The sequence below is a fragment of the Caldimonas manganoxidans ATCC BAA-369 genome (assembly GCF_000381125.1).
In the GTDB taxonomy this organism is placed as follows: domain Bacteria; phylum Pseudomonadota; class Gammaproteobacteria; order Burkholderiales; family Burkholderiaceae_C; genus Caldimonas; species Caldimonas manganoxidans.
Genome location: NZ_KB905934.1, coordinates 113,528 through 135,003, shown reverse-complemented (window position 1 = coordinate 135,003; position 21,476 = coordinate 113,528). Strand labels below are relative to the sequence as shown.

General features: G+C 67.6%; 17 protein-coding genes. 8 read left to right on the top strand and 9 right to left on the bottom strand.

Annotated elements, in window-relative coordinates:
* The first annotated feature begins 232 nt into the window (after window positions 1-232).
* Entirely contained in the window at window positions 233-5,923 is a 5,691-nt protein-coding gene (uvrA, locus tag F615_RS0105490) for an excinuclease ABC subunit UvrA (protein WP_019560173.1), read from the top strand.
* 39 nt (window positions 5,924-5,962) lie between these two features.
* On the opposite strand, the gene F615_RS0105485 is transcribed toward uvrA, so the two are convergent.
* Both F615_RS0105485 and F615_RS0105480 read right to left on the bottom strand, forming a co-directional pair.
* Window positions 5,963-6,952, bottom strand: coding sequence for a Bug family tripartite tricarboxylate transporter substrate binding protein (locus F615_RS0105485; protein ID WP_019560172.1), 990 nt, complete (start codon window positions 6,950-6,952; stop codon window positions 5,963-5,965).
* A 101-nt stretch (window positions 6,953-7,053) separates the two neighbouring features.
* Complete coding sequence (locus tag F615_RS0105480; protein WP_019560171.1) at window positions 7,054-7,833, bottom strand: helix-turn-helix transcriptional regulator; 780 nt, start codon at window positions 7,831-7,833, stop codon at window positions 7,054-7,056.
* A 119-nt stretch (window positions 7,834-7,952) separates the two neighbouring features.
* Here F615_RS0105480 and F615_RS0105475 point away from each other — a divergent pair, with 119 nt between their 5' ends.
* Window positions 7,953-8,405 carry a DUF3237 domain-containing protein gene (locus F615_RS0105475; RefSeq protein ID WP_019560170.1) on the top strand — a complete coding sequence of 151 codons (453 nt, stop codon included), beginning with the start codon at window positions 7,953-7,955 and terminating at the stop codon, window positions 8,403-8,405.
* 103 nt (window positions 8,406-8,508) lie between these two features.
* Here the strand turns inward: F615_RS0105475 and F615_RS0105470 are convergent, their stop codons facing one another.
* From F615_RS0105470 to F615_RS0105460, 3 genes are read right to left on the bottom strand one after another with little or no spacing between them, the layout of a single operon-like run.
* Complete coding sequence (locus F615_RS0105470) at window positions 8,509-9,261, bottom strand: SIR2 family NAD-dependent protein deacylase (protein ID WP_019560169.1); 753 nt, start codon at window positions 9,259-9,261, stop codon at window positions 8,509-8,511.
* A gap of 14 nt (window positions 9,262-9,275) precedes the next feature.
* A complete protein-coding gene (locus tag F615_RS0105465; protein WP_019560168.1) occupies window positions 9,276-10,031 on the bottom strand; it encodes a LytR/AlgR family response regulator transcription factor in 756 nt (251 codons plus the stop codon).
* Between the two features lie 11 nt (window positions 10,032-10,042).
* Window positions 10,043-11,134: a sensor histidine kinase gene (locus F615_RS0105460; RefSeq protein ID WP_245558326.1), complete on the bottom strand. Its 1,092-nt coding sequence runs from the start codon at window positions 11,132-11,134 to the stop codon at window positions 10,043-10,045.
* Window positions 11,135-11,297: 163 nt separating this feature from the next.
* On the opposite strand from F615_RS0105460, the gene argH reads away from it, so the two are divergent.
* Window positions 11,298-12,698: an argininosuccinate lyase gene (argH, locus tag F615_RS0105455; protein ID WP_019560166.1), complete on the top strand. Its 1,401-nt coding sequence runs from the start codon at window positions 11,298-11,300 to the stop codon at window positions 12,696-12,698.
* Between the two features lie 81 nt (window positions 12,699-12,779).
* The gene (locus tag F615_RS0105450) at window positions 12,780-13,265 is read left to right on the top strand and encodes a hemerythrin domain-containing protein (protein WP_019560165.1); all 486 of its coding nucleotides are present in this window, start codon (window positions 12,780-12,782) and stop codon (window positions 13,263-13,265) included.
* A gap of 7 nt (window positions 13,266-13,272) precedes the next feature.
* Here the strand turns inward: F615_RS0105450 and F615_RS0105445 are convergent, their stop codons facing one another.
* Window positions 13,273-13,902: a cation efflux transmembrane domain-containing protein gene (locus tag F615_RS0105445; RefSeq protein WP_019560164.1), complete on the bottom strand. Its 630-nt coding sequence runs from the start codon at window positions 13,900-13,902 to the stop codon at window positions 13,273-13,275.
* An 81-nt stretch (window positions 13,903-13,983) separates the two neighbouring features.
* On the opposite strand from F615_RS0105445, the gene cadR reads away from it, so the two are divergent.
* The 3 genes from cadR to F615_RS0105430 are packed head-to-tail and all read left to right on the top strand — an operon-like array spanning window position 13,984 to window position 15,453.
* A complete protein-coding gene (gene cadR / locus F615_RS0105440; protein ID WP_019560163.1) occupies window positions 13,984-14,454 on the top strand; it encodes a Cd(II)/Pb(II)-responsive transcriptional regulator in 471 nt (156 codons plus the stop codon).
* Window positions 14,451-15,236: a DUF2189 domain-containing protein gene (locus tag F615_RS0105435; RefSeq protein WP_026330055.1), complete on the top strand. Its 786-nt coding sequence runs from the start codon at window positions 14,451-14,453 to the stop codon at window positions 15,234-15,236. Before cadR ends, F615_RS0105435 begins: the two co-directional genes overlap by 4 nt.
* Window positions 15,237-15,246: 10 nt before the next feature.
* The gene (locus F615_RS0105430) at window positions 15,247-15,453 is read left to right on the top strand and encodes a DUF2788 domain-containing protein (RefSeq protein ID WP_019560161.1); all 207 of its coding nucleotides are present in this window, start codon (window positions 15,247-15,249) and stop codon (window positions 15,451-15,453) included.
* 9 nt (window positions 15,454-15,462) lie between these two features.
* Here F615_RS0105430 and F615_RS19355 read toward each other — a convergent pair whose 3' ends face one another.
* Window positions 15,463-16,245 (bottom strand): protease inhibitor I42 family protein, encoded by a 783-nt coding sequence (locus F615_RS19355; protein WP_019560160.1) that lies wholly within the window; start codon window positions 16,243-16,245, stop codon window positions 15,463-15,465.
* Between the two features lie 169 nt (window positions 16,246-16,414).
* Here F615_RS19355 and F615_RS0105420 point away from each other — a divergent pair, with 169 nt between their 5' ends.
* Window positions 16,415-19,633, top strand: coding sequence for a CHASE domain-containing protein (locus F615_RS0105420; RefSeq protein WP_019560159.1), 3,219 nt, complete (start codon window positions 16,415-16,417; stop codon window positions 19,631-19,633).
* A gap of 2 nt (window positions 19,634-19,635) precedes the next feature.
* Here the strand turns inward: F615_RS0105420 and F615_RS0105415 are convergent, their stop codons facing one another.
* Window positions 19,636-20,961, bottom strand: coding sequence for a TRAP transporter large permease (locus tag F615_RS0105415; RefSeq protein ID WP_019560158.1), 1,326 nt, complete (start codon window positions 20,959-20,961; stop codon window positions 19,636-19,638).
* Window positions 20,958-21,446, bottom strand: a complete 489-nt coding sequence (locus F615_RS17815) for a TRAP transporter small permease (protein ID WP_019560157.1) — start codon at window positions 21,444-21,446, stop codon at window positions 20,958-20,960. Before F615_RS17815 ends, F615_RS0105415 begins: the two co-directional genes overlap by 4 nt.
* Window positions 21,447-21,476 lie beyond the last annotated feature (30 nt).

The window sequence follows — 21,476 nt, the reverse complement described above, 5'->3', positions numbered from 1 at the left end:
TCTGCTCGGCGCCGTCCTTGCGAGCCGTGATGGCGGCACACGACGAACTCGAGAGTCTGACACGGTCTTGGCGATGGAGTGTGTGAAAAATCGCAAGCCTGCGGCGTTCTTACACGTGCTTGCATTCCCACGCGGCGCGTGGGTTGGGCGACGCCGGGCCCCGCATGCCGGCGCTGGGGCTGCCTAGAATGCTTGGCCACTGTCGTCCGAACCCTCCCGAAAGACGTCCCGCATGACTTCTGGTGTCATTCGCATCCGCGGCGCCCGCCAGCACAACCTCAAGAACCTGGACCTGGACTTGCACACTGGCCAGCTGACCGTGGTGACCGGACCTTCGGGCTCGGGCAAGTCCAGCTTGGTGTTCGACACGCTGTACGCCGAGGGCCAGCGCCGTTATGTGGAAACCTTCAGCGCCTATGCGCGCCAGTTCCTCGACCGCATGGATCGACCCGCGGTCGATCATGTGGAAGGCGTTCCCCCGGCCATTGCGATCGACCAGACCAATCCGGTGCGGACCTCGCGCTCCACGGTGGGCACGATGACCGAGCTGAACGACCATCTCAAGCTCTTGTTTGCCCGCGCCGCGCAGCTCTACGATCGTCAGACCGCCCAGCCGGTGCGGCAAGACAATCCCGAGACGATCTATGCCGACCTGTTGCAGCGCACGCAAGGCGGCGACCCGCGTCTGGTGGTGAGCTTCCCGGTGGAGCTGCCTGCGCACACCACGCCCGAGGAGATCGAGCAATGGCTGTCGGCCAGCGGCTATACCCGCGTGCAGGCCGAACGCGAGGTGGTCACCCCGCAAGGGCCGCGCAAAGTGTTGGATGTGGTGGCCGACCGCTTCCGCCTGGCCGGCACGGACAAGGCCCGCGTGATCGAAGCTTTGGAAGTGGCACTCAAGCGAGGCGGCGGCCGTGTGAATGTGCACGTGCTGCGTGAGCAAGGCGAGCCGGAGGTCTGGAGGTTTTCGGCAGGTTTGCATAGCCCCGACAGCGATCTACGGTACGACCCTCCGACGCCAGCGATGTTTTCCTTCAATTCGGCCTACGGCGCTTGCGAGACCTGCCGCGGTTTTGGCCGGGTGATCGGGGTGGATTGGGGGCTGGTCATTCCCGACCATCGCAAGACGCTGCGCTCGGGGGCCATCAAGCCGCTGCAGACGCCAGCGTGGAAAGAGATCCAGGACGACTTGCTCAAGTACGCTGGGGAAGCGGGCATCCCACGCGACACGGCCTGGAGCCAGCTCACGGACGCCCAGCGTGCCTGGGTGTTGGAGGGCTCGCCGCACTGGAATGGCGACTGGAACAGGCAGTGGTACGGCATCCGGCGCTTCTTCGAATACCTCGAAAGCAAGGCCTACAAGATGCACATTCGTGTGCTGCTGTCCAAGTACCGCAGCTACACGCCTTGCACCAGCTGTGGCGGGGCGCGGCTGAAGCTCCAATCCTTGCTGTGGCGTTTGGGCAGCAAGGACGATGCGGATGCGGTGCTGGGGGATCGCTACACCCGTTTCATGCCCGTGGGGGTCGGCTGGTCGCGCGAGCAGCTCGATGCGCTACCGGGCCTGTGCTTGCACGATCTGATGCTGTTGCCCATCGAACGGGTGCGCGCATTCTTCGATCGCATCGCACCGCCGGCCGACGCAGCCACCGAGAAAGATCCGCTGCACCTGCTGTACGACGAGATCCGCACGCGGTTGAGGTATCTGTGCGATGTCGGTCTGGGGTATCTGACGCTGGACCGCCAAAGCCGCACGCTCAGCGGCGGAGAGGTTCAGCGCATCAACCTGACCACCGCGCTGGGCACTTCGCTGGTGAACACGCTGTTCGTGCTGGACGAGCCCAGTATCGGCCTGCACCCGCGCGACATGCACCGCATCAACGAGGCCATGCTGCGCCTGCGCGATGCGGGCAACACGCTGGTGGTGGTGGAACACGATCCGGCGGTGATGCTGGCGGCCGACCGCATCATCGACATGGGGCCGGGGCCTGGCGAGCGCGGCGGCCAGGTGGTCTTCGATGGCACGCCCGAGGCGCTGCGCCAGGCCGACACGCTGACGGGCGCTTACCTGGGCGGGCGCAAGCGCATCGGCATCGGCATGCGTCGTCGGGTCACGGACGGCACGCCGCGCTTGGTGTTGGAAGGGGCGCGCGAGCACAACCTGCGCGGGGTGAACGTCGAGTTCCCGCTGCAGCGCCTGGTGTGCATCACTGGCGTCAGCGGCTCGGGCAAATCGACCTTGATGCAAGACGTGCTGTATCCGGCGCTGGCCCGACACTTCGGCAAGGCCACCGAGAGCCCAGGTGCGCACGATCGTCTGCTGGGCGCGGACTGGCTCACCGATGTGGTTTTCGTGGATCAGTCTCCCATCGGCAAGACCGCCCGCTCCAACCCGGCCAGCTATGTGGGGGCCTTCGACGAGATCCGCGCGCTGTTTGCCGCCGCGCCCTTGGCCTTGCAGCGCGGCTATGGCGCGGGCATGTTCAGCTTCAACGCCGGCGAGGGCCGCTGCCCCACCTGCGGCGGCTCGGGCTTCGAGCATGTGGAGATGCAGTTCTTGAGCGATGTGTACTTGCGCTGCCCGGACTGCGATGGCCGCCGCTACCGTGCCGAGATCCTGGAAGTGCGCCTCGACCGCCCCGCGGCGGACGGCCATTGGCGTTCGCTCAGCGTGGCCGATGTGCTGGAGCTGACCGTCCGCGAAGCGGCCGAGCTGTTCCGCGGCGACCGCGAGGTGCTGCGCGCGCTGCAGCCCTTGGTGGACGTGGGTTTGGAGTATCTCAAGCTCGGCCAGCCCGTGCCCACGCTGTCCGGTGGCGAGGCCCAGCGTCTGAAGCTCGCGGGCTATCTGGCCGAGGCGGCCAAAAACGCCACGTCCAGCCATCAAGCCGTGGCGCGCAAGGGCATGTTGTTCCTGTTCGACGAGCCGACCACTGGCTTGCATTTCGACGACATTGCCAAACTGATGCGCGCCTTTGGCAAGCTGCTGGAGGCGGGGCACTCGCTGTTGGTGATCGAACACAACCTGGATGTGATCCGCTCGGCCGACTGGATCGTGGACCTCGGCCCCGACGGCGGCGAAGCCGGCGGCGAGGTGGTGTGCACCGGCACGCCCGAGGACGTGAAGGCCCACCCGCAGTCGCACACCGGCCGCGCGCTGCGCGAGTACGAAGCTGCGTTGGGCCTGGTGGATGGTGCCCGAGCAGAAGAGGGCGCCCCGCTGCAAACCCTGGTGCGCGCGCGCCGCGCCGCCGCCCAGGCCAACGGCCTGGACGCCATCCGCATCGTCAACGCCCGCGAGCACAACCTCAAGGCCATGACCGTGGACATCCCGCGCGGGAAGTTCAGCGTCATCACCGGCGTGTCGGGCTCGGGCAAGTCCACGCTGGCGTTCGACATCCTTTTCAACGAAGGCCAGCGGCGCTATCTCGAATCGCTCAATGCGTATGCGCGCTCCATCGTGCAGCCGGCCGGGCGGCCCGAAGTGGACGCGGTGTATGGCATCCCGCCCACCGTGGCCATCGAGCAGCGCTTGAGCCGTGGCGGGCGCAAGAGCACGGTGGCCACCACCACCGAGGTCTATCACTTCCTGCGCTTGCTGTATGTCAAGCTGGGCGTGCAGCATTGTGTGCATGACGGCGCCGAGGTGCGGCCGCAAACGCCGGAATCCATCGCCGCGCAGCTGCTGCGTGAGCACAAGGGCCAGCACGTGGGCCTGCTGGCGCCCTTGGTGGTGAACCGCAAGGGTCTTTATACCGACCTGGCCAAATGGGCTCAGGCCCGCGGCCACACCCATTTGCGCGTGGACGGCGAGTTCGTGCCCGTGACCCCTTGGCCCAAGCTCGATCGCTTCAAAGAGCACACCATCGAGCTGCCGGTGGGCGACCTCGTGATCCGCCCCGACCACGAGGCCGAACTGCGCGGCTTGCTCAGCCGCACGCTGGAGCTGGGCAAGGGGGTGATGCACCTGCTGGTGCCGCTGGATGGATTGCAAGGCGCCATGGCCGAAGGCCGCTCGACGGCCGACATCGGCCAGGTGAAGGTGTTTTCCACCAAACGCGCTTGCCCGGTGTGCGGCACCAGTTACCCTGAGCTCGACCCGCGCATGTTCTCGTACAACTCCAAGCACGGTTGGTGCCCCGACTGCGTGGGCACCGGCGTGCAGCTGACGGGCGAGCAGCGCCGTGCGTTGGATGACACGCGGCGTGACGATGACAAAGGCCGCGAGCAGACCTTCGCCGAGCCCGAACTGGAGGACGTGTCCGACCAGCCCTGCAGCACCTGTGGCGGCGCGCGCCTGAACCCGGTGTCGCTGGCGATTCGCTTCCGCGGCGAATCGATTGCGGACGTGGCCGCCCGTTCGGTCACCGAGGCACGTCGTTGGATCGACACCTTGGCCTTGGAAGGCCGCGAGGCCGCCATCGCGCGCGACTTGGTGAGCGAAATCCGCAACCGACTCGCGTTCTTGGAGGATGTGGGGCTGGGCTACCTCACGCTCGATCGTGCGGCGCCCACGCTCAGCGGCGGTGAGGCCCAGCGCATCCGGCTGGCCGCGCAATTGGGCTCCAATCTGCAGGGCGTGTGCTACGTGCTCGATGAACCCACCATCGGCCTGCATCCGCGCGACAATCGGATCCTGCTCGACGCTTTGCACAAGCTGGGCGACCAAGGCAACACCCTGGTGGTGGTGGAGCATGACGAAGACACCATCCGCCGCGCCGACCACATCATCGACATCGGCCCCGGCGCCGGCAAACGCGGTGGACGACTGATTGCTCAAGGCACTGCGGATCAACTGGCTGCGCAGGCCGAATCCCTCACGGGCCGCTTCCTCGCGCGCCCGTTGGTGCACCCCATGCAGCCGCGCCGAGCGGTCGATCGTCACACGCCCCGGCTCACATTGCGCGGCGCTTCACTGCACAACCTGCGCGGCATCGATGTGGAGGTGCCGCTGCATCGTTTGGTGGCCGTCACCGGGGTGTCCGGCTCGGGCAAGTCCACGCTTGCGCGCGACGTGCTGCTGGCCAACCTGCAGGCCGTGGTGAACAACCGCGGCAAGGGCCTGCCTGCGTGGATGGGCTGCAGCGCTTTGGAAGGCTGGGAACGCGTGGACCGCGTGCTCGAAGTGGACCAAACCCCCATTGGCAAGACGCCGCGGTCCTGTCCGGCCACCTATGTGGGGTTCTGGGACGAGATCCGCAAGCTCTTTGCGGGCACATTGGAAGCCAAGGCGCGCGGTTATGCGCCTGCGCGCTTTTCCTTCAACACCGGCGAGGGGCGCTGCCACGCCTGCGAAGGCCAGGGTCTGCGCACCATCGAAATGAGCTTCTTGCCCGATGTGAAAGTGCTGTGCGACGTGTGCCGCGGTGCGCGCTTCAACCCCGAAACCTTGGCCGTCACTTGGCGGGGCAAGAGCATCGGCGATGTGCTGGCCATGGAGGTGGACGAGGCGGTGGACTTCTTCGCCTCCATGCCCGCCATTGCCCACCCCTTGCAACTGTTGAGGGACGTGGGCCTGGGCTACCTGACCCTCGGCCAGCCTTCACCCACGCTGTCCGGCGGGGAGGCTCAACGCATCAAGCTCGTCACCGAGCTGAGCAAGGTGCGAGACGATGTGATGCGGCGCGGCAACAAGGCGCCGCACACCCTGTACGTGCTGGACGAGCCGACGGTCGGTCTGCACATGGCGGATGTGGAAAAGCTCATTCGCGTGCTGCACCGCCTGGTGGACGCCGGCCACAGCGTGGTGGTGATCGAACACGACCTGGATGTGATTGCGGAAGCCGACTGGATCCTCGACCTCGGCCCCGAAGGCGGCACCGGCGGCGGCCAGGTGGTGGTGGCCGGCACGCCGCAAGCCGTGGTGGCCGCCGGCAGCCACACCGGGCGGGCGCTTGCGCCGGTGCTGGCGCGCAAGGCCTAGCCTGCGCCGGCCGTGGCGTTGAGCCTCGGCGGGCGATGCTCAATCGATCTGAAAACCCGTTGCCTTGGCCACGGCCGCCCAGCGCTGGGCTTCGGAGTGCAGCAGGCGCTGTGTGTCGGCCCGGCTCGTGCCCAGCACGGTGAAGCCTGCGTCCTCCAGTTGCTTGCGCACGATCGGGCTTTGCATGGCGGCGACGATGTCGCGATTGAGCTGGTCCAGCACCGACTCGGGCGTGCCCGCCGGTGCAAAGACGGCGAACCATGCGGAGAAGTTGATGTCGGCCAAACCGAGTTCGGCAAACGTCGGCACTTCGGGCAGCAGGGGCGAGCGGCGAGTCGCGGTGGTGGCCAGGCCGCGCAGTTTGCCGCCTTTGATTTGAGGGGCGGCCAAGGCGGTGCTGACGAAGGCGGCTTGTACGCTGCCGCTCACCAGAGCCGTGATCGCATCGCCGGTGGCACGGAAGTGCACGGGCTCGATCTGGAAGCCCGAACGGCTGGCGAAGATTTCGGCGCCGAAATGGCCCGGCGTGCCCGCGCCGAAGGTGGCGAAGTTGAACTTTTGCTTGTCCGCGCGCGCGGCCGCCACCAGGGATGCGACGTCGGCATAAGGCGCATTGGGCGGCACCACCAACACGAAGTCGGCGCGCACGATTTCCGACACCGGGGCCAATTCCTTGGCAGGCTGGTAGGGCAGCTTGCGGTGGGTGGCCGGGGCGATGCTGATCGATCCGACTTCGCCCAACAGCAAGGTGTGGCCATCGGGCGTGCCCTTGGCCACTTGTTGCGCGGCGATTTGTCCGCCGGCGCCTGCGACGTTGTCGACCACGACGGTTTGTTTGAGCGTTTCGGCCAAGCGCTGCCCGAGGGTTCGGGCCACCACGTCGGGGCCGGTGCCGGGCGGGAAGCCGACGATCAGACGCACGGGGCGTTGCGGGTAGTTTTGAGCGATCGCGAGCGTGGCCAGCGCAGACAGGCCGGGAGCCAGCAGCGGGGCCAAGGAGGTGGCTCGCAGAAGGGTGCGGCGCAGCATGGCGGTGGTCTCCGTGTGTTAGGGTCTGGGACCACCAGTGTCCGCCGCATGAGCCTGTCTTGTTGTCATCCCTGAGGACGACAAGGCGCGCGGGGCTGGCCTCAAGGGATCAGGGCCGCGAACAGCTCGCTCTTGAAGTGCAGGCCCAGTCGGGCGAAGGCGCGCGCCCGATAGGTCTTGACGCTGGCCACCGACAGGCCCAGGTCTGCGGCAATGCTCTCATAGCTCAGGCCGCGCAGCAGCCGCTCCAGCACGTCCAGCTCGCGCGCGGTGAGCGCCGGGCAGCGGGCGAGCAGGCGCCGCCGCAGGTCTGCGTCTGCCGAGTGGGACTGCCACTGCACTTGCCGGGTGACGCAGGCCAGCAGCATGGGCGCCAGATGGGCGAAATGTTCGATCTCGGCCGGATCGAAGCAGCCCTGGCCTTCATGGTGGTAGATGTTCACCGCCAACAGCGAGCCGTCCGGCTCGAGCTGCACGACCGACAGGCGCTCGAGCATGCCGTGTTGCCGATAAATCGCTTCTCGATGTTGCACACTGGGGGCCTCGTCGGCATGCATGCGCAACACCATGGCCTGACCAGGCCGGCGCGCGGCGCGCACCGGGTCGAAGCTGCGGTCGCTGCGGTACAACCCGAGGTCACGGTAAATCTCGAAGCATTCTTGTGTGGTGTCCACGGCTTGTCGGCTGGCCGACAAGTGCATCACCGGTGCTCGGTCGGGCCACACTTGATAGACCGACCATGAACCTGCCGCCACACAATCGTTGAGGGTGTTCAAGGCGGTTTGGGCGAACTCGGCGCGACCGAGGGCCTGGATCAAGCGCGCTGCCACGGCCGTGATCGTCGGCGGCGGGCCTCCAACGGGCAGGGGCCAGGCGTTCATTCGAGCCTCCACGTCATCTTCACGGATGACATCCGAGTGCGCTCGGCCACGCTATCTTGCGCCGAAGGCCAACTTCTACCGACATGGAGAACATGCCCGTGCCCTGTGTTGATCCCGTCATGCCCGGCTTGCGGCGCATGGCCCGTATCGAGTGCGAAGTGGATGCGCTGGTCAGCCTGGGCATGAGTCCGCTGGGCGAACGCCGCTATGTGCCGTTGCGTGGTGGCACGGTCCGTGGCCCCGAGCTCAACGGGGTCGTGCTCGACGGCGGGGTGGACTGGCAACTCGCCCGCAGCGACGGTGTGCTGGAAATCGCCGCACACTATGTCTTGCGCTTGCAAGATGGCAGCCTGGTCGAGGTGCATAGCCATGGACTGCGCCACGGGCCGCCGGCGGTCATGGAGCGGCTGGCGCGGGGCGAGATGGTCGATCCACGGGACTATTTCTTCCGCACGACGATGCGCTTTACCACCGGGGCGCCGACCTGGGCGCATCTCAACGCGGTGATGGCGGTGGCAAGCGGGTTGCGGCAGGCGCATCGGGTCGTGCTGGAGGTGTATCGTCTGACGTGAAGCCGGGGCGACCTCGATACTTATGTTATTGAAGTAATTGGGGCGGTCTTTCAGGACTATCCCGCAGCCTGCGACGGCCGCGCCCGCCGGGGCGGCGTCTGGTTCAGTCCGGCAGCAGTTGCGGCAAGCCCACGGCCGCCGTGGTGCGCCAGACTCGGCTGGCCAGCGGGCTCAATGGCGTGGGCTGCGGATTGATTTCCACCACGGGCACGCCGCGGGCCAGGGCTTGCGCCGGAAGGCTGGCCGCCGGGTGGACGAGGCCGGAGGTGCCCACCACCAACAGCAAATCGCAGCGGGTCACGGCATCGAGGGCGGCCTGCCAGGGGCCAGGCGGCAGGGCTTCGCCGAACCACACCACGCCAGGGCGCAGGAGGCCGCCACAGGCCGCGCACGTCGGAGGCGGCAGGCGCAGTGGGGGCGGCCCATCGTCGCCGAGCGAGGCCAGGGGCTGGCTTGGCGGGCGGCCGCAGGCCACGCAGCGCGCAGCGAACAGGCTGCCGTGCAAGTGGATCACCTCGGGGCTGCCGGCGCGTTCATGCAGGTCGTCCACGTTTTGGGTGACGATGCGCAGCTCGGGCCGGCTGCGGGCCCAGCGCGCCAGCGCCACATGGCCTTCGTTGGGCTGGGCCCGGCGCACGAGGTGGGTGCGCCATTGGTACCAGGCCCACACCAGGGCCGGGTCGCGTTCGTAGGCTTCGGGGGTGGCCAGGGTTGCGGGGTCGAAGCGCGCCCACAGGCTGCGGGGGGTGTCGCGGAAGGTGGGCACGCCGCTTTCGGCGGACATGCCGGCGCCGCTGAGCACGCAAGGGCGTCGTGCGGCTTGGCACCAGGCCCGCACTTCGGCGGGCGGGTCCATGGGCGCGGGCGGGTTCATAGGCCCTTGCTGCAGAGTGCTTCGCGCACCGCGGGCAACTGCCGGCGCGAGACGGCCAGCCATTCGTCCAGGCCGTGCAGACGCACGGCCCAGCCCTCTTTGCCGTGCTCGTCGTCCTCGCTGCTCACGCTGCGGCGCTCCAAGGCCCGCACGGCCCGTCGGGCCACCAGAGCGTTGCGATGGATGCGCAAGAAGCGCTCGCCCAAGCGTTCTTCGAGCGTGGCCAGCGACTCGTCGAGCACATAGCTGTGGTCGGCCGTGCGCAGGGTCACGTACTTGAGTTCGGCTTTCAGGTACAGCACTTCGTGCACCGGCACGCGGGTCACGCGGCCGCGGTCGTTCACCACGAGCACCGGGCCGTCTTCGACCTGCTGGGCACGGGCTTTGATGCGTTCGACGGCGCGTTCCAGCGCGGCCCGCAGGCGCTCGCGGCGCACCGGCTTGGTGAGGTAGTCCACCGCATTGAGTTCGAAGGCGGTGACCGCATGTTCGGGGTGCGCGGTGACGAAGACCACGGCCGGCGCGTCGGGCCGGGTCTGCCATTGCGCAGCCAGTTGCGTGCCGTTGAGCCCGGGCATTTGCACGTCCAGCAAGACCAGATCGCAAGTCTGCTCGGACAGCCAAGCCTGGGCCTGGCGTGCGTCGGCGGCTTCGCCCACCACTCGATTGGTCGGCATGTCGGGCTCGCGTAAGAGGGAGCGCAGCCTCAGGCGGGCCAGTTCTTCATCATCGACGATGAACACCTTGAGCATGGTCGATCTTCTCAGCTTCTCAACGGCACGGCGATGTGCACGCGCCAGGTGCCATGATCCGGGCCGGCGGCGAACTGGGCGCTGACGTCGTGCATCAGCCGCAGGCGCTCCTTCACGTTGCGCAGGGCCATGCCGTGGCCCGTCGTGGGCGATGGGGCCGTCGGCGGTAGCGAGTTGGTCACGGTCAGCACGGCCAGCGAGCCGCGCACCTGGGTGCGGATGCGCACATAGCCGCCCTCGGGCGCGGGCTCGATGCCATGCCGCACGGCGTTTTCCACCAGGGGTTGTAGCACCAGTGGAGGCACACGCACTTCGCCGGCGGCGGGGTCCAAGTCCCATTCGACACGCAGCCGTTGGCCGAAGCGGATCTGTTCGATGGCCAGATACCGCCGGGCGAGGTCCACTTCCTCGGCCAGGGTGACCGCATGGCCGGATTCGATCAGGGCCACGCGGAACAATTCGGACAGGTCCTCCAGCACGGCCTCGGCGCGCGCCGGATCGACCCTCACCAGCGCGATGGCCGCATTCAGCGTATTGAACAGGAAATGCGGTCGGATGCGAGACTGCAACTCGGCCAGCCGGGCGCGCGTGACCGCCGGCAACTGGCTGCGAGAGCGCAGCTTCAGGGCATAGAACATCATGGCCGACAGCCCCGCGCCGGCCAGCAACGGGGCCACGCCGTGGACGGCTTGGGTCAGGGGCAGCTCCACCCACCCCACTTGCCACCAGCCATAGGCGCCACAGATGGCGCCCAGGCCGATGGCGACCACCCATTGCACCGGGGCGGATGCTCGCACCAGCAGCCGTTTGAGCGCACAACACAGCACCAGCCACAGCAAGGTGGCTGGCAGGGCCACGGCCGCGCCATGGGCCAGGGCCAGCAGCCAGTCCGACCAGCTGCCCGCGACGAAGCTCACGGCCACGCCCACCACCGCATGCACGAACAGCACCGAGCGCAGCACCACGCCGACGTGGCACACATCGAAGGGCGACGAGGCCGCTTGCGCGGCCGCCCCCCCCGGTTGCAATTGGTCGAAGATGGTGGTGCCGAACGGGCGGGTCGATGGGTTCGCAGGCGATGGCAAGGGGCCGGGACGGGACAAGCGGGCACTCTCCTTGGGCTCGATCGCCGAGCCCCTAAAATCGAACGGTTCCAAGGCGGCCCGAGCCTTTGGCCGCCGCTGCTCCGATTCTCCCGGACGCTCGGCCGATGCGGCAAGCCGCCGCTGAAGCGTCCATCCAGCCGGCCTGTGCCGTTCATCCGACATGTCCGCCAACCAACTCGATAAAAAATCCGAAGCCTGGTCTGCGCTCTTCTCCGAACCGATGAGCGAGCTGGTCAAGCGCTACACCGCCAGCGTGTTCTTTGACCAGCGCTTGTGGCGCGCCGACATTCAGGGCTCGCTGGCCCATGCCGAGATGCTGGCCGCCCAAGGGGTGATTTCCGCCGAGGACCATGCGGCCATCCAGCGCGGCATGGCCATCATCACGCAGGAGATCGAATCCGGCGCTTTCCAGTGGAAGCTCGACCTGGAGGATGTGCACCTGAACATCGAGGCCCGCCTGACCCAGCTCATTGGCGATGCGGGCAAGCGGCTGCACACCGGCCGCAGTCGCAACGACCAGGTGGCTACCGATGTGCGTCTGTGGTTGCGCGATGAGATCGACGTGATCGGTGCACTGCTTGCCGAGCTGCAAAAGGCGTTGGTGGACCTGGCCGAGCGGCATGCCGAGGTGATCATGCCGGGTTTCACGCACCTGCAAGTGGCCCAGCCGGTGAGCTTTGGTCACCACATGCTGGCCTATGTGGAGATGTTCGCGCGCGATGCCGAGCGCATGGCCGATGTGCGCCGCCGCGTCAACCGCCTGCCGCTGGGGGCCGCGGCCTTGGCTGGCACCAGCTACCCGCTAGACCGCCAGCGCGTGGCGCGCACGCTGGGCATGGACGGGGTGTGCCAGAACTCGCTGGATGCGGTGAGCGATCGAGATTTCGCCATCGAATTCACCGCAGCGGCTGCGCTGGTCATGGTGCATGTGTCGCGCCTGAGCGAGGAGCTCGTGTTGTGGATGAGCCAAAGCTTTGGTTTCATCGACATGGCCGACCGCTTCTGCACCGGCTCGTCCATCATGCCGCAGAAAAAGAACCCCGACGTGCCCGAGTTGGCGCGCGGCAAAACCGGCCGCGTGGTGGGCCACCTGATGGGCTTGCTCACGCTGATGAAGGGCCAGCCCTTGGCCTACAACAAGGACAACCAGGAAGACAAGGAGCCGCTGTTCGACACGGTGGATACCTTGAAGGATACGCTGCGCATTTTCGTCGAGCTGGTGGGCGGCATCGTCGTCAAACCCGAGGCGATGGAGCGTGCCGCGCTGAAGGGCTATGCCACGGCCACGGACTTGGCCGACTATCTGGTCAAAAAGGGCCTGCCCTTCCGCGATGCCCATGAGGTGGTGGCGCATGCGGTGAAGACGGCCATCGGCCTGGGGGTGGACTTGTCGCAACTGCCGCTGGCCACGTTGCAAAGCTTCTCGCCCCTGGTGGGCGAGGATGTGTACGAGGTGCTGTCGCTGCGCGGCTCGCTGGAGGCCCGCAACATTCTGGGCGGCACCGCCCCGGCCCAGGTGCGCGCGCAGGTGGAGCGCCATCGGGCACGGCTGGGGGCCTGATGCGCAAGACTTGATCTGCAGCAAGGCCCGGCATGGGCCGGGCCATTAGGCTGGTGGTCCGTTCCCCAAAGGCCGCCGCCCATGTCTGAGCTGCTGCAATGGTCTGATGCCCTGGTCCTTGGCAATGACGCCATGGACCGCACCCATGAAGAATTCGTCCAGCGGCTGCAGGCGCTGCAAGCGGCCCGTGACGACGCCTTGCGGCCGGCGCTGCGTGCGCTCATCGAGCATACCGAGGCCCATTTCGGCCAGGAAGACGCTTGGATGGCCGCCACCGGTTTTGCGCCGGACAATTGTCACCAGCGTCAGCATGCCATGGTGCTGGCACTGATGCGTCAGGTGGAGCAGCAGGCAGCGCAGGACCTGTCCCTGGTGCGGCGCCTGGCCGATGAGTTGGCCACATGGTTCGTGCAGCACGCCCAGATGATGGATGCCGCCTTGGCTTGGCATTGCGAGCAGGTGGGCTTCGACACGGCCACTGGCACGCTGCGGCCGACCTCAGCCGCACAGCCTGTGCCGGATGTGCCGATGTCCCACTGTGGCAGCGCAGGCTGTGGCACGCGCTGAGGCGGGCTCAGGCGGTGTGCGCCTGGCCTTTCAATTCTTGCCGTGCCTGGGCGACGACCCGCCAGGCCGCGCTGATGCCCAGCGCGGCCATCACGCTGGCGACGATGAGGTCGGGCCAGGCCGTGCCGGAACCCCACACACCCAGCGCGGCCAGCATCACCAGGGCGTTGCCGATGGCGTCATTGCGCGAGCACAGCCATACCGATTGCGCGTTGGCATCGCCTCCGCGGTAGCGGTACAACAGCACGGCCACGGCCACGTTGGTGCCCAGGGCCAGCATGCCGATGAGGCCCATCGTGGGCGGCTGCGGGGTCGAGCCGGTCCAGGCCAGATGCGCTGCGTATGCCAAGACGCCGAGCCCATACAGCCCCATCGTCCAGCCCTTGAGCCATGCCACGCGCGAAGCCCACACGGCAGCCCAATGCAACACGGCCAGCGACAGTCCGTAGTTGAGCGCATCCCCGGCGAAGTCCAGCGCATCGGCCAGCAAGGCCGCCGAGTCGGCCTGCCAGCCGCCCCAGAATTCCAAGCCGAACATGGCCGCATTGAGCACCAGGGCGATCCACAGGGCGCGGCGCCAGCCCGGGTCGTGGGCGTTCGACGACGGGCAGGCATGGTCATGGCAATGGGCAGACATGATCGAATTCCTCGCAAGGGTGCAGGGTTGGGGTTTCGGCGTAGAGTCATTGCAAACCCTGGAGCGGCTCCGGAGTCAAGCATGAAAATCAGTGAACTGGCCCAACGCGCCCACACTCCCGTGGAGACGGTGCGCTACTACGAGAAAGCGGGGCTGATGCCGCCGCCGGCACGCACTGGCAGCAATTACCGGCGCTACGACGAGTCTCATGTGGCGCGCTTGCGCTTCATCCGTCACTGCCGGGCGCTCGATTTGTCGCTGGAGGAGATCCGCGCACTGTTGCGCGTGCGCGATGATCCGCAAGCCGATTGCGCCGCAGCCAACGAGCTGGTGCGGCAGCACCTGGCGCATGTGCAGCAGCGCATGGACGAGCTGGCCCAGTTGGCCGAACAGCTCCAGGCGCTGGAGCGCCTGTGCCGTCAGGCCCGGCCCAGCGCGCAATGCCGCATCCTGGCCGAGCTGGCGCAAGAGCCCGAGGGCATCGGTCCCAGTGCCACGGCAGCCTGCCTGGGCGATACGCATCATCGACCGACCCCGGGCTGCGGCGCATGACACGCCCGACCGATGCCCTACCGCCGGTGCGGGTCGTCGCGCTCAGTCGGCCGCTGCATTGGTTGGCGGCCGGTCAGCGCGACGTGGTGCGTGCCTGGGGCCTGAGCCTCGTCCACGGGCTGGTGGTGATGCTGGGGTCGGTGGCGATCACCTTGCTGGGGTGGCGGCATTTCGGCGTCTTGGTCGGTGGCTACAGCGGCTTCTTGCTGGTGGGGCCGCTGCTGGCCACCGGGCTGTACCAGATCAGCCGCCGCTTGGCGCAAGGCAGCCGGCCGAGCTGGGCCGACGTGGCGCGGGCTTGGCGGCTCAGCGGCGCGTTGCTGCGCTTTGCGCTGCTGCTGGCGCTCATCGGCACGCTGTGGGTGGGCTTTTCGGCGCTGGTGGTGCTGGCCATGGCCGGTGAACCCTGGGCCGGCTTGCAGGGCTTTTTCAGCCCGCGCGTGTTGCGCTCGGCCGATGTGATGCAGCGTGGTCATTTGTTCCTGCTGTGGCTGTTGGCCGGCGGTTTGCTGGCCGCTTGGGTGTTTGCGATCTCGGTGGTGGCCATCCCGATGCTGCTGGAGCGGCGCGTGCCACTGTCGGTGGCGGTGTTGACCAGCGTGCGTGCCGTGGGACACAACCCGCTGACGATGTGTCTGTGGGCCGGCGTGATCTTCGCGTGCACGGCGCTGGGGCTGCTCACCTTGGTGGGGTTGGTGTGGTGCGTGCCGCTGCTGGGGCATGCCAGCTGGCATGCCTACACCGAGCTGGTGGATGCCTCGGCCTGGCCCGAGCGGAGCTGAGGCGCATGGCATGACCGAGGAACAGTTCTCGCATTACGGCGTGACCATCGGGCTGGCGGCGTTCATCGCCTTCATGCTGTTCATCATCTGGGATCTGGCGCGCAAGTCCCAGGCGGGGCGTTTCGGCACCTTCGTGCTGTTCTTCGTGCTGGCATTCGGCATGCTCGGCTTCATCGTCAAGAGCGTGCTGCAATGGCTGTGGGACGTCGGACCTTGAGGCCCGTCCTCACCGCACCCGCACGGTGAAAGTGACCGATGGCGTTTGCGCCGTGGAGGGGTCCCAGCTGCGCCGGTACTCCAGGCGCAGGATCTGCTGCCCAGCCACCGGCGCGTGGAAGTAGAACACCTCCAGCCCCGGGGCGGCCACCCGCGCGGCGCTGGCCGGATCGCTCACGAAGGCGGGCGCGCCCCGAGCTTCGAGCACGGCGTTCGGATCGGGCACCATGCGCCAGCCATAGCCCATGGCCCGGTTGGCCGGCAGCAGCAGCACGAGTTGGCCGTCCACGGCCAGATCGGTGAGGCTGCGGCTGTCGGAGAGGGTGAGCACCGGCGCGTCGGCAGGCACGTCGTCGGGCACGCGCACCAAGCTGCGGGGCAGGTGGGCTGGCAGTTCGTGGCCAGCCCGATCCAGCGCACGCAGCACGAGTTCGCCCACCTGAGCGAAATGGCGTTCGCGCTCGGGCACGCCGGGGTCCAGGGTGAGCAAGGCCAGTTCGGCTTGGCCGCTGGGCTGCAGCCTCCAGCGGCCGGTGCGCTCGAGGCGGCGGTCGCCGTTGCGGGTGCCGCGGTAGGTTTCGACCAAGGCATAGCCCAGCGGCTCTGTGCCTTGACGGTACAGGGTCAGGTCGGTGCGCACGCCCGCGCAATCGGCACAGGGCAACGTGCCGACATAACGGGCCCAAGGGACTTGGCCGCGCAAGTCCACCGGCGCGGCAGGGTCGGGCGTGGAGGCACAGGCCGCCAGCAGGGCAGCCAGGCCCAGCACGAGCAGGAGGGGCAGACGGGGCATCCGGGAAGTCCTTTCGGCCCACACGGTAACCCGAGGCTGTGCTCAGGGCAAGGGCCTGCGCGGGGCTTTGCACGGCCGCAGCAACGGGTGGTACGCTGCGCATTCCTTCCCGTCCCTGGTGGAATGGCGGTCGATCCCGGGCGGGCCTGTCATTGCCTCCCTTGTCACGATGATTCCTGGCCCTGTCCGCACGGTGGTGCTTGCGTCGATCGTCACGGCGGCGGGCTATGCGCTGCTCAGTGTGGCGGCCTCGTGGTTGTCCTTGCCCCAGGGCTTGGCCTCGCCCCTGTTTCCGGCGGCGGGCTGGGCCTTGGCCTGTACCCTGGTGTGGGGGGCGCGGGTCTGGCCGGTCGTTGCGCTGACCAGCGCCGTGCTCACGCCGGTGCTGCATGGGTCGGCCCTGCAGCCAGGGGCCCAGGCGTGGGTCGTGCCGGCGATCGTGGGGCTGGGGGCGGGCTTGCAGGCTTGGGTCGGGGCCGCCCTGGTCCGCCGGCGGCTCGGGCGCACGCCCGCGCTGGAGGCGCCCGGGGAGATCCTGCGCTTCATGGGACTGGCCGGGCCGGTGGCCTGTGTGGTCGGTGCCAGCGCTGGCACCCTGGCCCTGTCCCTCGTGCAGTCGCAGCCCTCGGCAACGTGGGCCTTGACGTGGTGGACTTGGTGGGGCGGTCACACCCTGGGGGTCTGGGTGACCGCGCCGGTGGTGCTGAGTTTCTTGGCGCAACCGGCCGAGGCTTGGCGGCCGCGGCGCTTGACGGTGGCCGTGCCGCTGGCAGCCGTCACGCTGATGATGGCGCTGGCCATCCATGAGGTGGGCCAGCAAGAGCGGCAACGCCGCGATGTGGCGGCCATGCGCGACGCCGCTTTGGCGGCCGACCGCGTGCAGCGTGAATTTCAGCGCTATCTCGACGTGCTGGATGCGGTGCACGGCGTGTTCGTCGCCTCCGACGGGGTCACGCGCAGCGAGTTTCGACGGGCCGCCGAGCCATGGCTGAGCCGTCTGGAGGGGGTGCAGGCCTTGGGCTGGCATCGCCGTGTGCGCGTGCAAGACCTGCCGGACTTCGAGGCGCAAGTCCGGGCCGAGGGCTTGACCGATTTCCGCGTGTTCAATCGCTCCGAGGGCGTGCCGCCGCCGGCTGACGAGGCCATGGTGATGCAATACATCGAACCGATGGCGCGCAATGCGGCGGCGCTCGGGGTCAATGTGCTGACCATCCCGGCGGCGGCCGCAGCCATCGAGCGCGCGCGCCGGCACAACCGCATCGTGGCCTCTGCGGGGTTTCGGCTCACGCAGGAGACGCACGACCAGGTCGGTGTGGTGCTCTATCGCCCGGTCTACGCAGGCGAGGCCCGATCGGCCGAGGAGCGGCTGCGCGCCACGCAAGGCGTGGTGTTCCTCACCTTGCGCATGGACGATGCGCTGCGCAGTGTGGCCAACCCTTTGGCCGAGCATCTGAGTCTGTGCCTGGTGGACCGGGGACCTTCGGAGCCTGGGGCGCAGGCGTTCGCGCCTCGGCGCCTGGCCGGGGCGGCCGGCTGCGACGCGGCCCAAGACCGTGCCGCCGGGCTGCGCGTGGTGGACGTTCCTTTCGACTTGGCTGGGCGCCACTGGATGCTGCGCGTGCGCGTGGACGAAAGCCGCTTGCCGGGGGGCGCGCCGTGGAACCTTTGGGCCTTTGCGATGGCCATGCTGCTGGCGGCCACCATGCTGGGCGTGCTGTTGCTCACGCTCACCGGCCGCACCCGCCGTGTGGAGGCCGCGGTGCGCGAGCGCACCGCGCAGCTTCAACGGGAAATTGCCGAGCGCAGCAGCGCCGAGGCCGCCCTGCGCGAAAGCGAGCAGCGCCTGCGCAACATTTTCAACACGGTGCCCGCAGGCATCGTCTACACCGATTTGCAAGGCCGCATCATCCAGGCCAATCCGGGCTTTTGCCAGCTCACCGGCTACAGCGCCGAGGAGTTGAGCATGATGTCCACGGCGGATCTGACCGACCCTCAGGATCGCAGCGCCGATGCTCAGTTGTTGGAGCGCATGGCCCGTGGGGAGCTGCCGTTTTATCGCCGCACCAAGCGTTATGTCACGCGCGGCGGCCAGGTGCGCTGGGTGAGAGTGCAAGTGCGTCCGCTGTTCGATGCCGAAGGTCGGCCGTATCGCACCGTCGGGGTGGTCGAAGACATCAGCGAGCGTTTGCGCTTGGAGGATGCCGAGCGCGCCCGCGAATTGGCCGAAGCCGCCAACCGGGCCAAGAGCGACTTCCTCTCGCGCATGAGCCATGAGCTGCGCACGCCGCTGAACGCCATGCTGGGCTTTGCGCAGTTGTTGGGTCTGGAAGGCGCGTCGGCTTTGACGGGCCCGCAGCGCGAGTGGCTGGCGCAGATCCAAAAAGCCGGCTGGCACTTGCTGGACATGATCAACGATGTGCTCGATCTTTCGCGCATCGATCTGGGCACGATCAAGCTACACACCGAGGCTTTGCCGCTGCACAAGCTCTTGAAGGAGTCCGTGGCGCTGGTGCAGGCCGAGGCCGTGCAGCGCGGCGTGCAGATCGTGTTCGACGAGGATCACCTGCGCGGCTTGGCCGTGATGGGCGATGCCACACGGGTCAAGCAAATCCTTACCAACTTGCTGAGCAATGCGGTGAAGTACAACCGTGAGGGCGGGCGGGTGTGGATCGAAGCCAGCGAACGGTCTCGGCCGGAGCATCCCGGCGGCGCGGCGGTGGCCATTCATATCCGCGACACCGGCATGGGCATGAGTCAAGAACAACTGGCCCATCTCTTCGAGCCCTTCAACCGCTTGGGCCGGGAGCATACCGGTGCGCCGGGCACCGGCATTGGCCTGGTGATCAGCCGGCGGCTGGCCGAGGGCATGGGCGGGCAGCTGCATGCGCACTCGGTCGAAGGCGAAGGCTCCACCTTCACCTTGGAGCTGCCCAGCGCCGCGGCCGCCCCGAGCGGGGTGTCTGGTTTTGGTGAACTGGGGCCGGCCATGCCCTCGTATGGCCTCAGCCGGGTGCACTACATCGAAGACAACGAGATCAACGCCGAGGTGATGCGCGGCGTGTTGGCCCAGCGGCCGCAGATCGAGCTGAGTGTTTCGGGCACTGGTGTCGAGGGCCTGGCCAGGATACGCGCGCAGCGGCCCGATCTGGTCTTGCTCGACCTGCATCTGCCCGACATGCACGGCCTGGAAGTGCTGCAACAATTGCGCAGCGACCCGCACACGGCCCAGGTGCCGGTGGTGGTGGTCTCGGCCGATGCCGTGCAAGACCAGATCGAGTCGTTGCTGCGTGCTGGGGCGCAGCGCTACCTCGTCAAGCCGGTGGACGTGCGCGAGGTGCTGCGCCTGGTCGATGAGCTGCTGGCCGCGCGCCAGGCGCGGCCGGCTTGACATCAACCGAACAACCAGCGCACCGCGCCCAGCGTGACGATGGGGAAGAACAGCAGCAGTGCCACGCGCAAGAAGTCGCTGACGAGGAAGGGCACCACGCCGCGGTAGGTCTCGCTCATCGGCACGTCTTTGCACACGCTGTTGACCACGTAAACGTTCAGGCCCACCGGCGGCGTGATCAGGCCGATCTGCACGATCATCAGCACCAACACGCCGAACCAGATGGCTTTTTCCTGCGGGTCCAGACCGAACAGATCCAGGCCCATGATGGCCGGGAAGACCACCGGGATGGTCAGCAGCAGCATCGACAGCTCGTCCATCACGCAGCACAGCACCACGTAGAAGGCCAGCAGCGTGGCCACGATGGCCAGCGGCGGCACGTCCAGATGGGCAACCCAATCGGCCAGGTTGGCCGGCAGCTGGGTCAGCGCCAGGGCCGAGTTCATCATGTCGGCGCCCAGGAAGATCATGAACACCATGGCCGAGGTCTCGGCCGTGCCGAGGAAGGAGCGCTTGATGCCTTCGAGCTTGAGCTCGCGCGAGGCCAGGCCTGCGATGAAGGTGCTCACCGCCCCCACGGCCGCGCCCTCGGTCGGCGTGAAAAGGCCGCCGTAAATGCCCCCGAAGACCACGATGAAGATCGTGGCGATCGGCCACACCGCCAGCAGCGCTTTCCAACGCTGTGCCCAGGGCACGGGTTCGGAGGCCGTGGCCAGATCGGGACGCACCCGGCAGTACAGCGCGATCACCACCAAGTAACCGGCCACTGCGATCAGCCCGGGCACGAAGGCCGCGGCGAACAACTTGGCGATGTTCTGCTCGGTGAGGATGGCATACACCACCAGCGGGACCGAAGGCGGAATGAGAATGCCCAGCGAGCCCCCGGTGGCCAGCACACCGGTGGACAGTCGGCCCGAGTAGCCGTGCGACTTCATCTCCGGATAGGCCACCTGGCCGATGGTGGCCGTGGTGGCCACCGACGAGCCGCATACCGCGCCAAAGCCAGCAGCGGCCATGATCGCTGCCATGCCCAGACCGCCCTTGATATGGCCGATGAAGGCCGCCGCGGCCTTGAACAGCGCGCGCGACAACCCGCCTTGGGTGGCGAACTGGCCCATCAGCAGGAACAGCGGGATCACCGACAGGTCATAGACCGTCAGGCGCGCCACGGCCGAACCCTTGAGCAGGTTGAGCAGGGCCAGCTCGTTGGTCATGGCCCAATAGCCCACTGCACCGGGAATGAACATCGCTGCGGCAATCGGGATGCGCAGGGCCATGAGGCCCAGCATCGCGGCGAACATCACCAAGCCGATCGTCGTGGCACTCATGCGGTGGCCTCCGATTCACGACCGAGAACATGCATGGCGGCCTGATACAGCGCGATCAGCGCCGTCAAGGCGAAACCCGGCGCCAGCACGGCATAGACGATCCACATCGGCAATCCCATGATCATCGAGGTCTCGCCAGCGTCCTTCACCGAGACGGCACCTTCGCCGGTGCGCCAAGCCAGCAGGCTCACCATCGTGGCCAGCAAGACCGCGCCGATGGCATCGAGGATCTGGCGGCTGCGTGCCGAGGCTTTGAGCGTGAAGAAGTCGACGATGATGTTGCCGCCGTGCAGTTGGCACCAAGGCAGGCACAGCGAAATGGCCAGCGCGATGCCGAACTGGGTGAGTTCCACATCGCCCTGGATGGGAGTGGACCATAGCGTGCGGCTGAGGATGCTGGCCACCGTCATGCAGCCCACCAAGGCTGCGATCAGGCCGCCGATCAGCGCAAAGACCATGGCGGTCCAGCGTAGCAGGTGATACATGCGAAGGGCTCCAAAAAAGGGCGGGCGCGC

Coding starts and splice junctions, on each gene's coding strand:
- uvrA (WP_019560173.1), top strand. CDS start 233: ATGACTTCTGGTGTCATTCGCATCCGCGGCGCCCGCCAGCACAACCTC.
- F615_RS0105485 (WP_019560172.1), bottom strand. CDS start 6,952: ATGCTGCGCCGCACCCTTCTGCGAGCCACCTCCTTGGCCCCGCTGCTG.
- F615_RS0105480 (WP_019560171.1), bottom strand. CDS start 7,833: ATGAACGCCTGGCCCCTGCCCGTTGGAGGCCCGCCGCCGACGATCACG.
- F615_RS0105475 (WP_019560170.1), top strand. CDS start 7,953: ATGCCCGGCTTGCGGCGCATGGCCCGTATCGAGTGCGAAGTGGATGCG.
- F615_RS0105470 (WP_019560169.1), bottom strand. CDS start 9,261: ATGGACCCGCCCGCCGAAGTGCGGGCCTGGTGCCAAGCCGCACGACGC.
- F615_RS0105465 (WP_019560168.1), bottom strand. CDS start 10,031: ATGCTCAAGGTGTTCATCGTCGATGATGAAGAACTGGCCCGCCTGAGG.
- argH (WP_019560166.1), top strand. CDS start 11,298: ATGTCCGCCAACCAACTCGATAAAAAATCCGAAGCCTGGTCTGCGCTC.
- F615_RS0105450 (WP_019560165.1), top strand. CDS start 12,780: ATGTCTGAGCTGCTGCAATGGTCTGATGCCCTGGTCCTTGGCAATGAC.
- F615_RS0105445 (WP_019560164.1), bottom strand. CDS start 13,902: ATGTCTGCCCATTGCCATGACCATGCCTGCCCGTCGTCGAACGCCCAC.
- cadR (WP_019560163.1), top strand. CDS start 13,984: ATGAAAATCAGTGAACTGGCCCAACGCGCCCACACTCCCGTGGAGACG.
- F615_RS0105435 (WP_026330055.1), top strand. CDS start 14,451: ATGACACGCCCGACCGATGCCCTACCGCCGGTGCGGGTCGTCGCGCTC.
- F615_RS0105430 (WP_019560161.1), top strand. CDS start 15,247: ATGACCGAGGAACAGTTCTCGCATTACGGCGTGACCATCGGGCTGGCG.
- F615_RS19355 (WP_019560160.1), bottom strand. CDS start 16,245: ATGCCCCGTCTGCCCCTCCTGCTCGTGCTGGGCCTGGCTGCCCTGCTG.
- F615_RS0105420 (WP_019560159.1), top strand. CDS start 16,415: ATGATTCCTGGCCCTGTCCGCACGGTGGTGCTTGCGTCGATCGTCACG.
- F615_RS0105415 (WP_019560158.1), bottom strand. CDS start 20,961: ATGAGTGCCACGACGATCGGCTTGGTGATGTTCGCCGCGATGCTGGGC.
- F615_RS17815 (WP_019560157.1), bottom strand. CDS start 21,446: ATGTATCACCTGCTACGCTGGACCGCCATGGTCTTTGCGCTGATCGGC.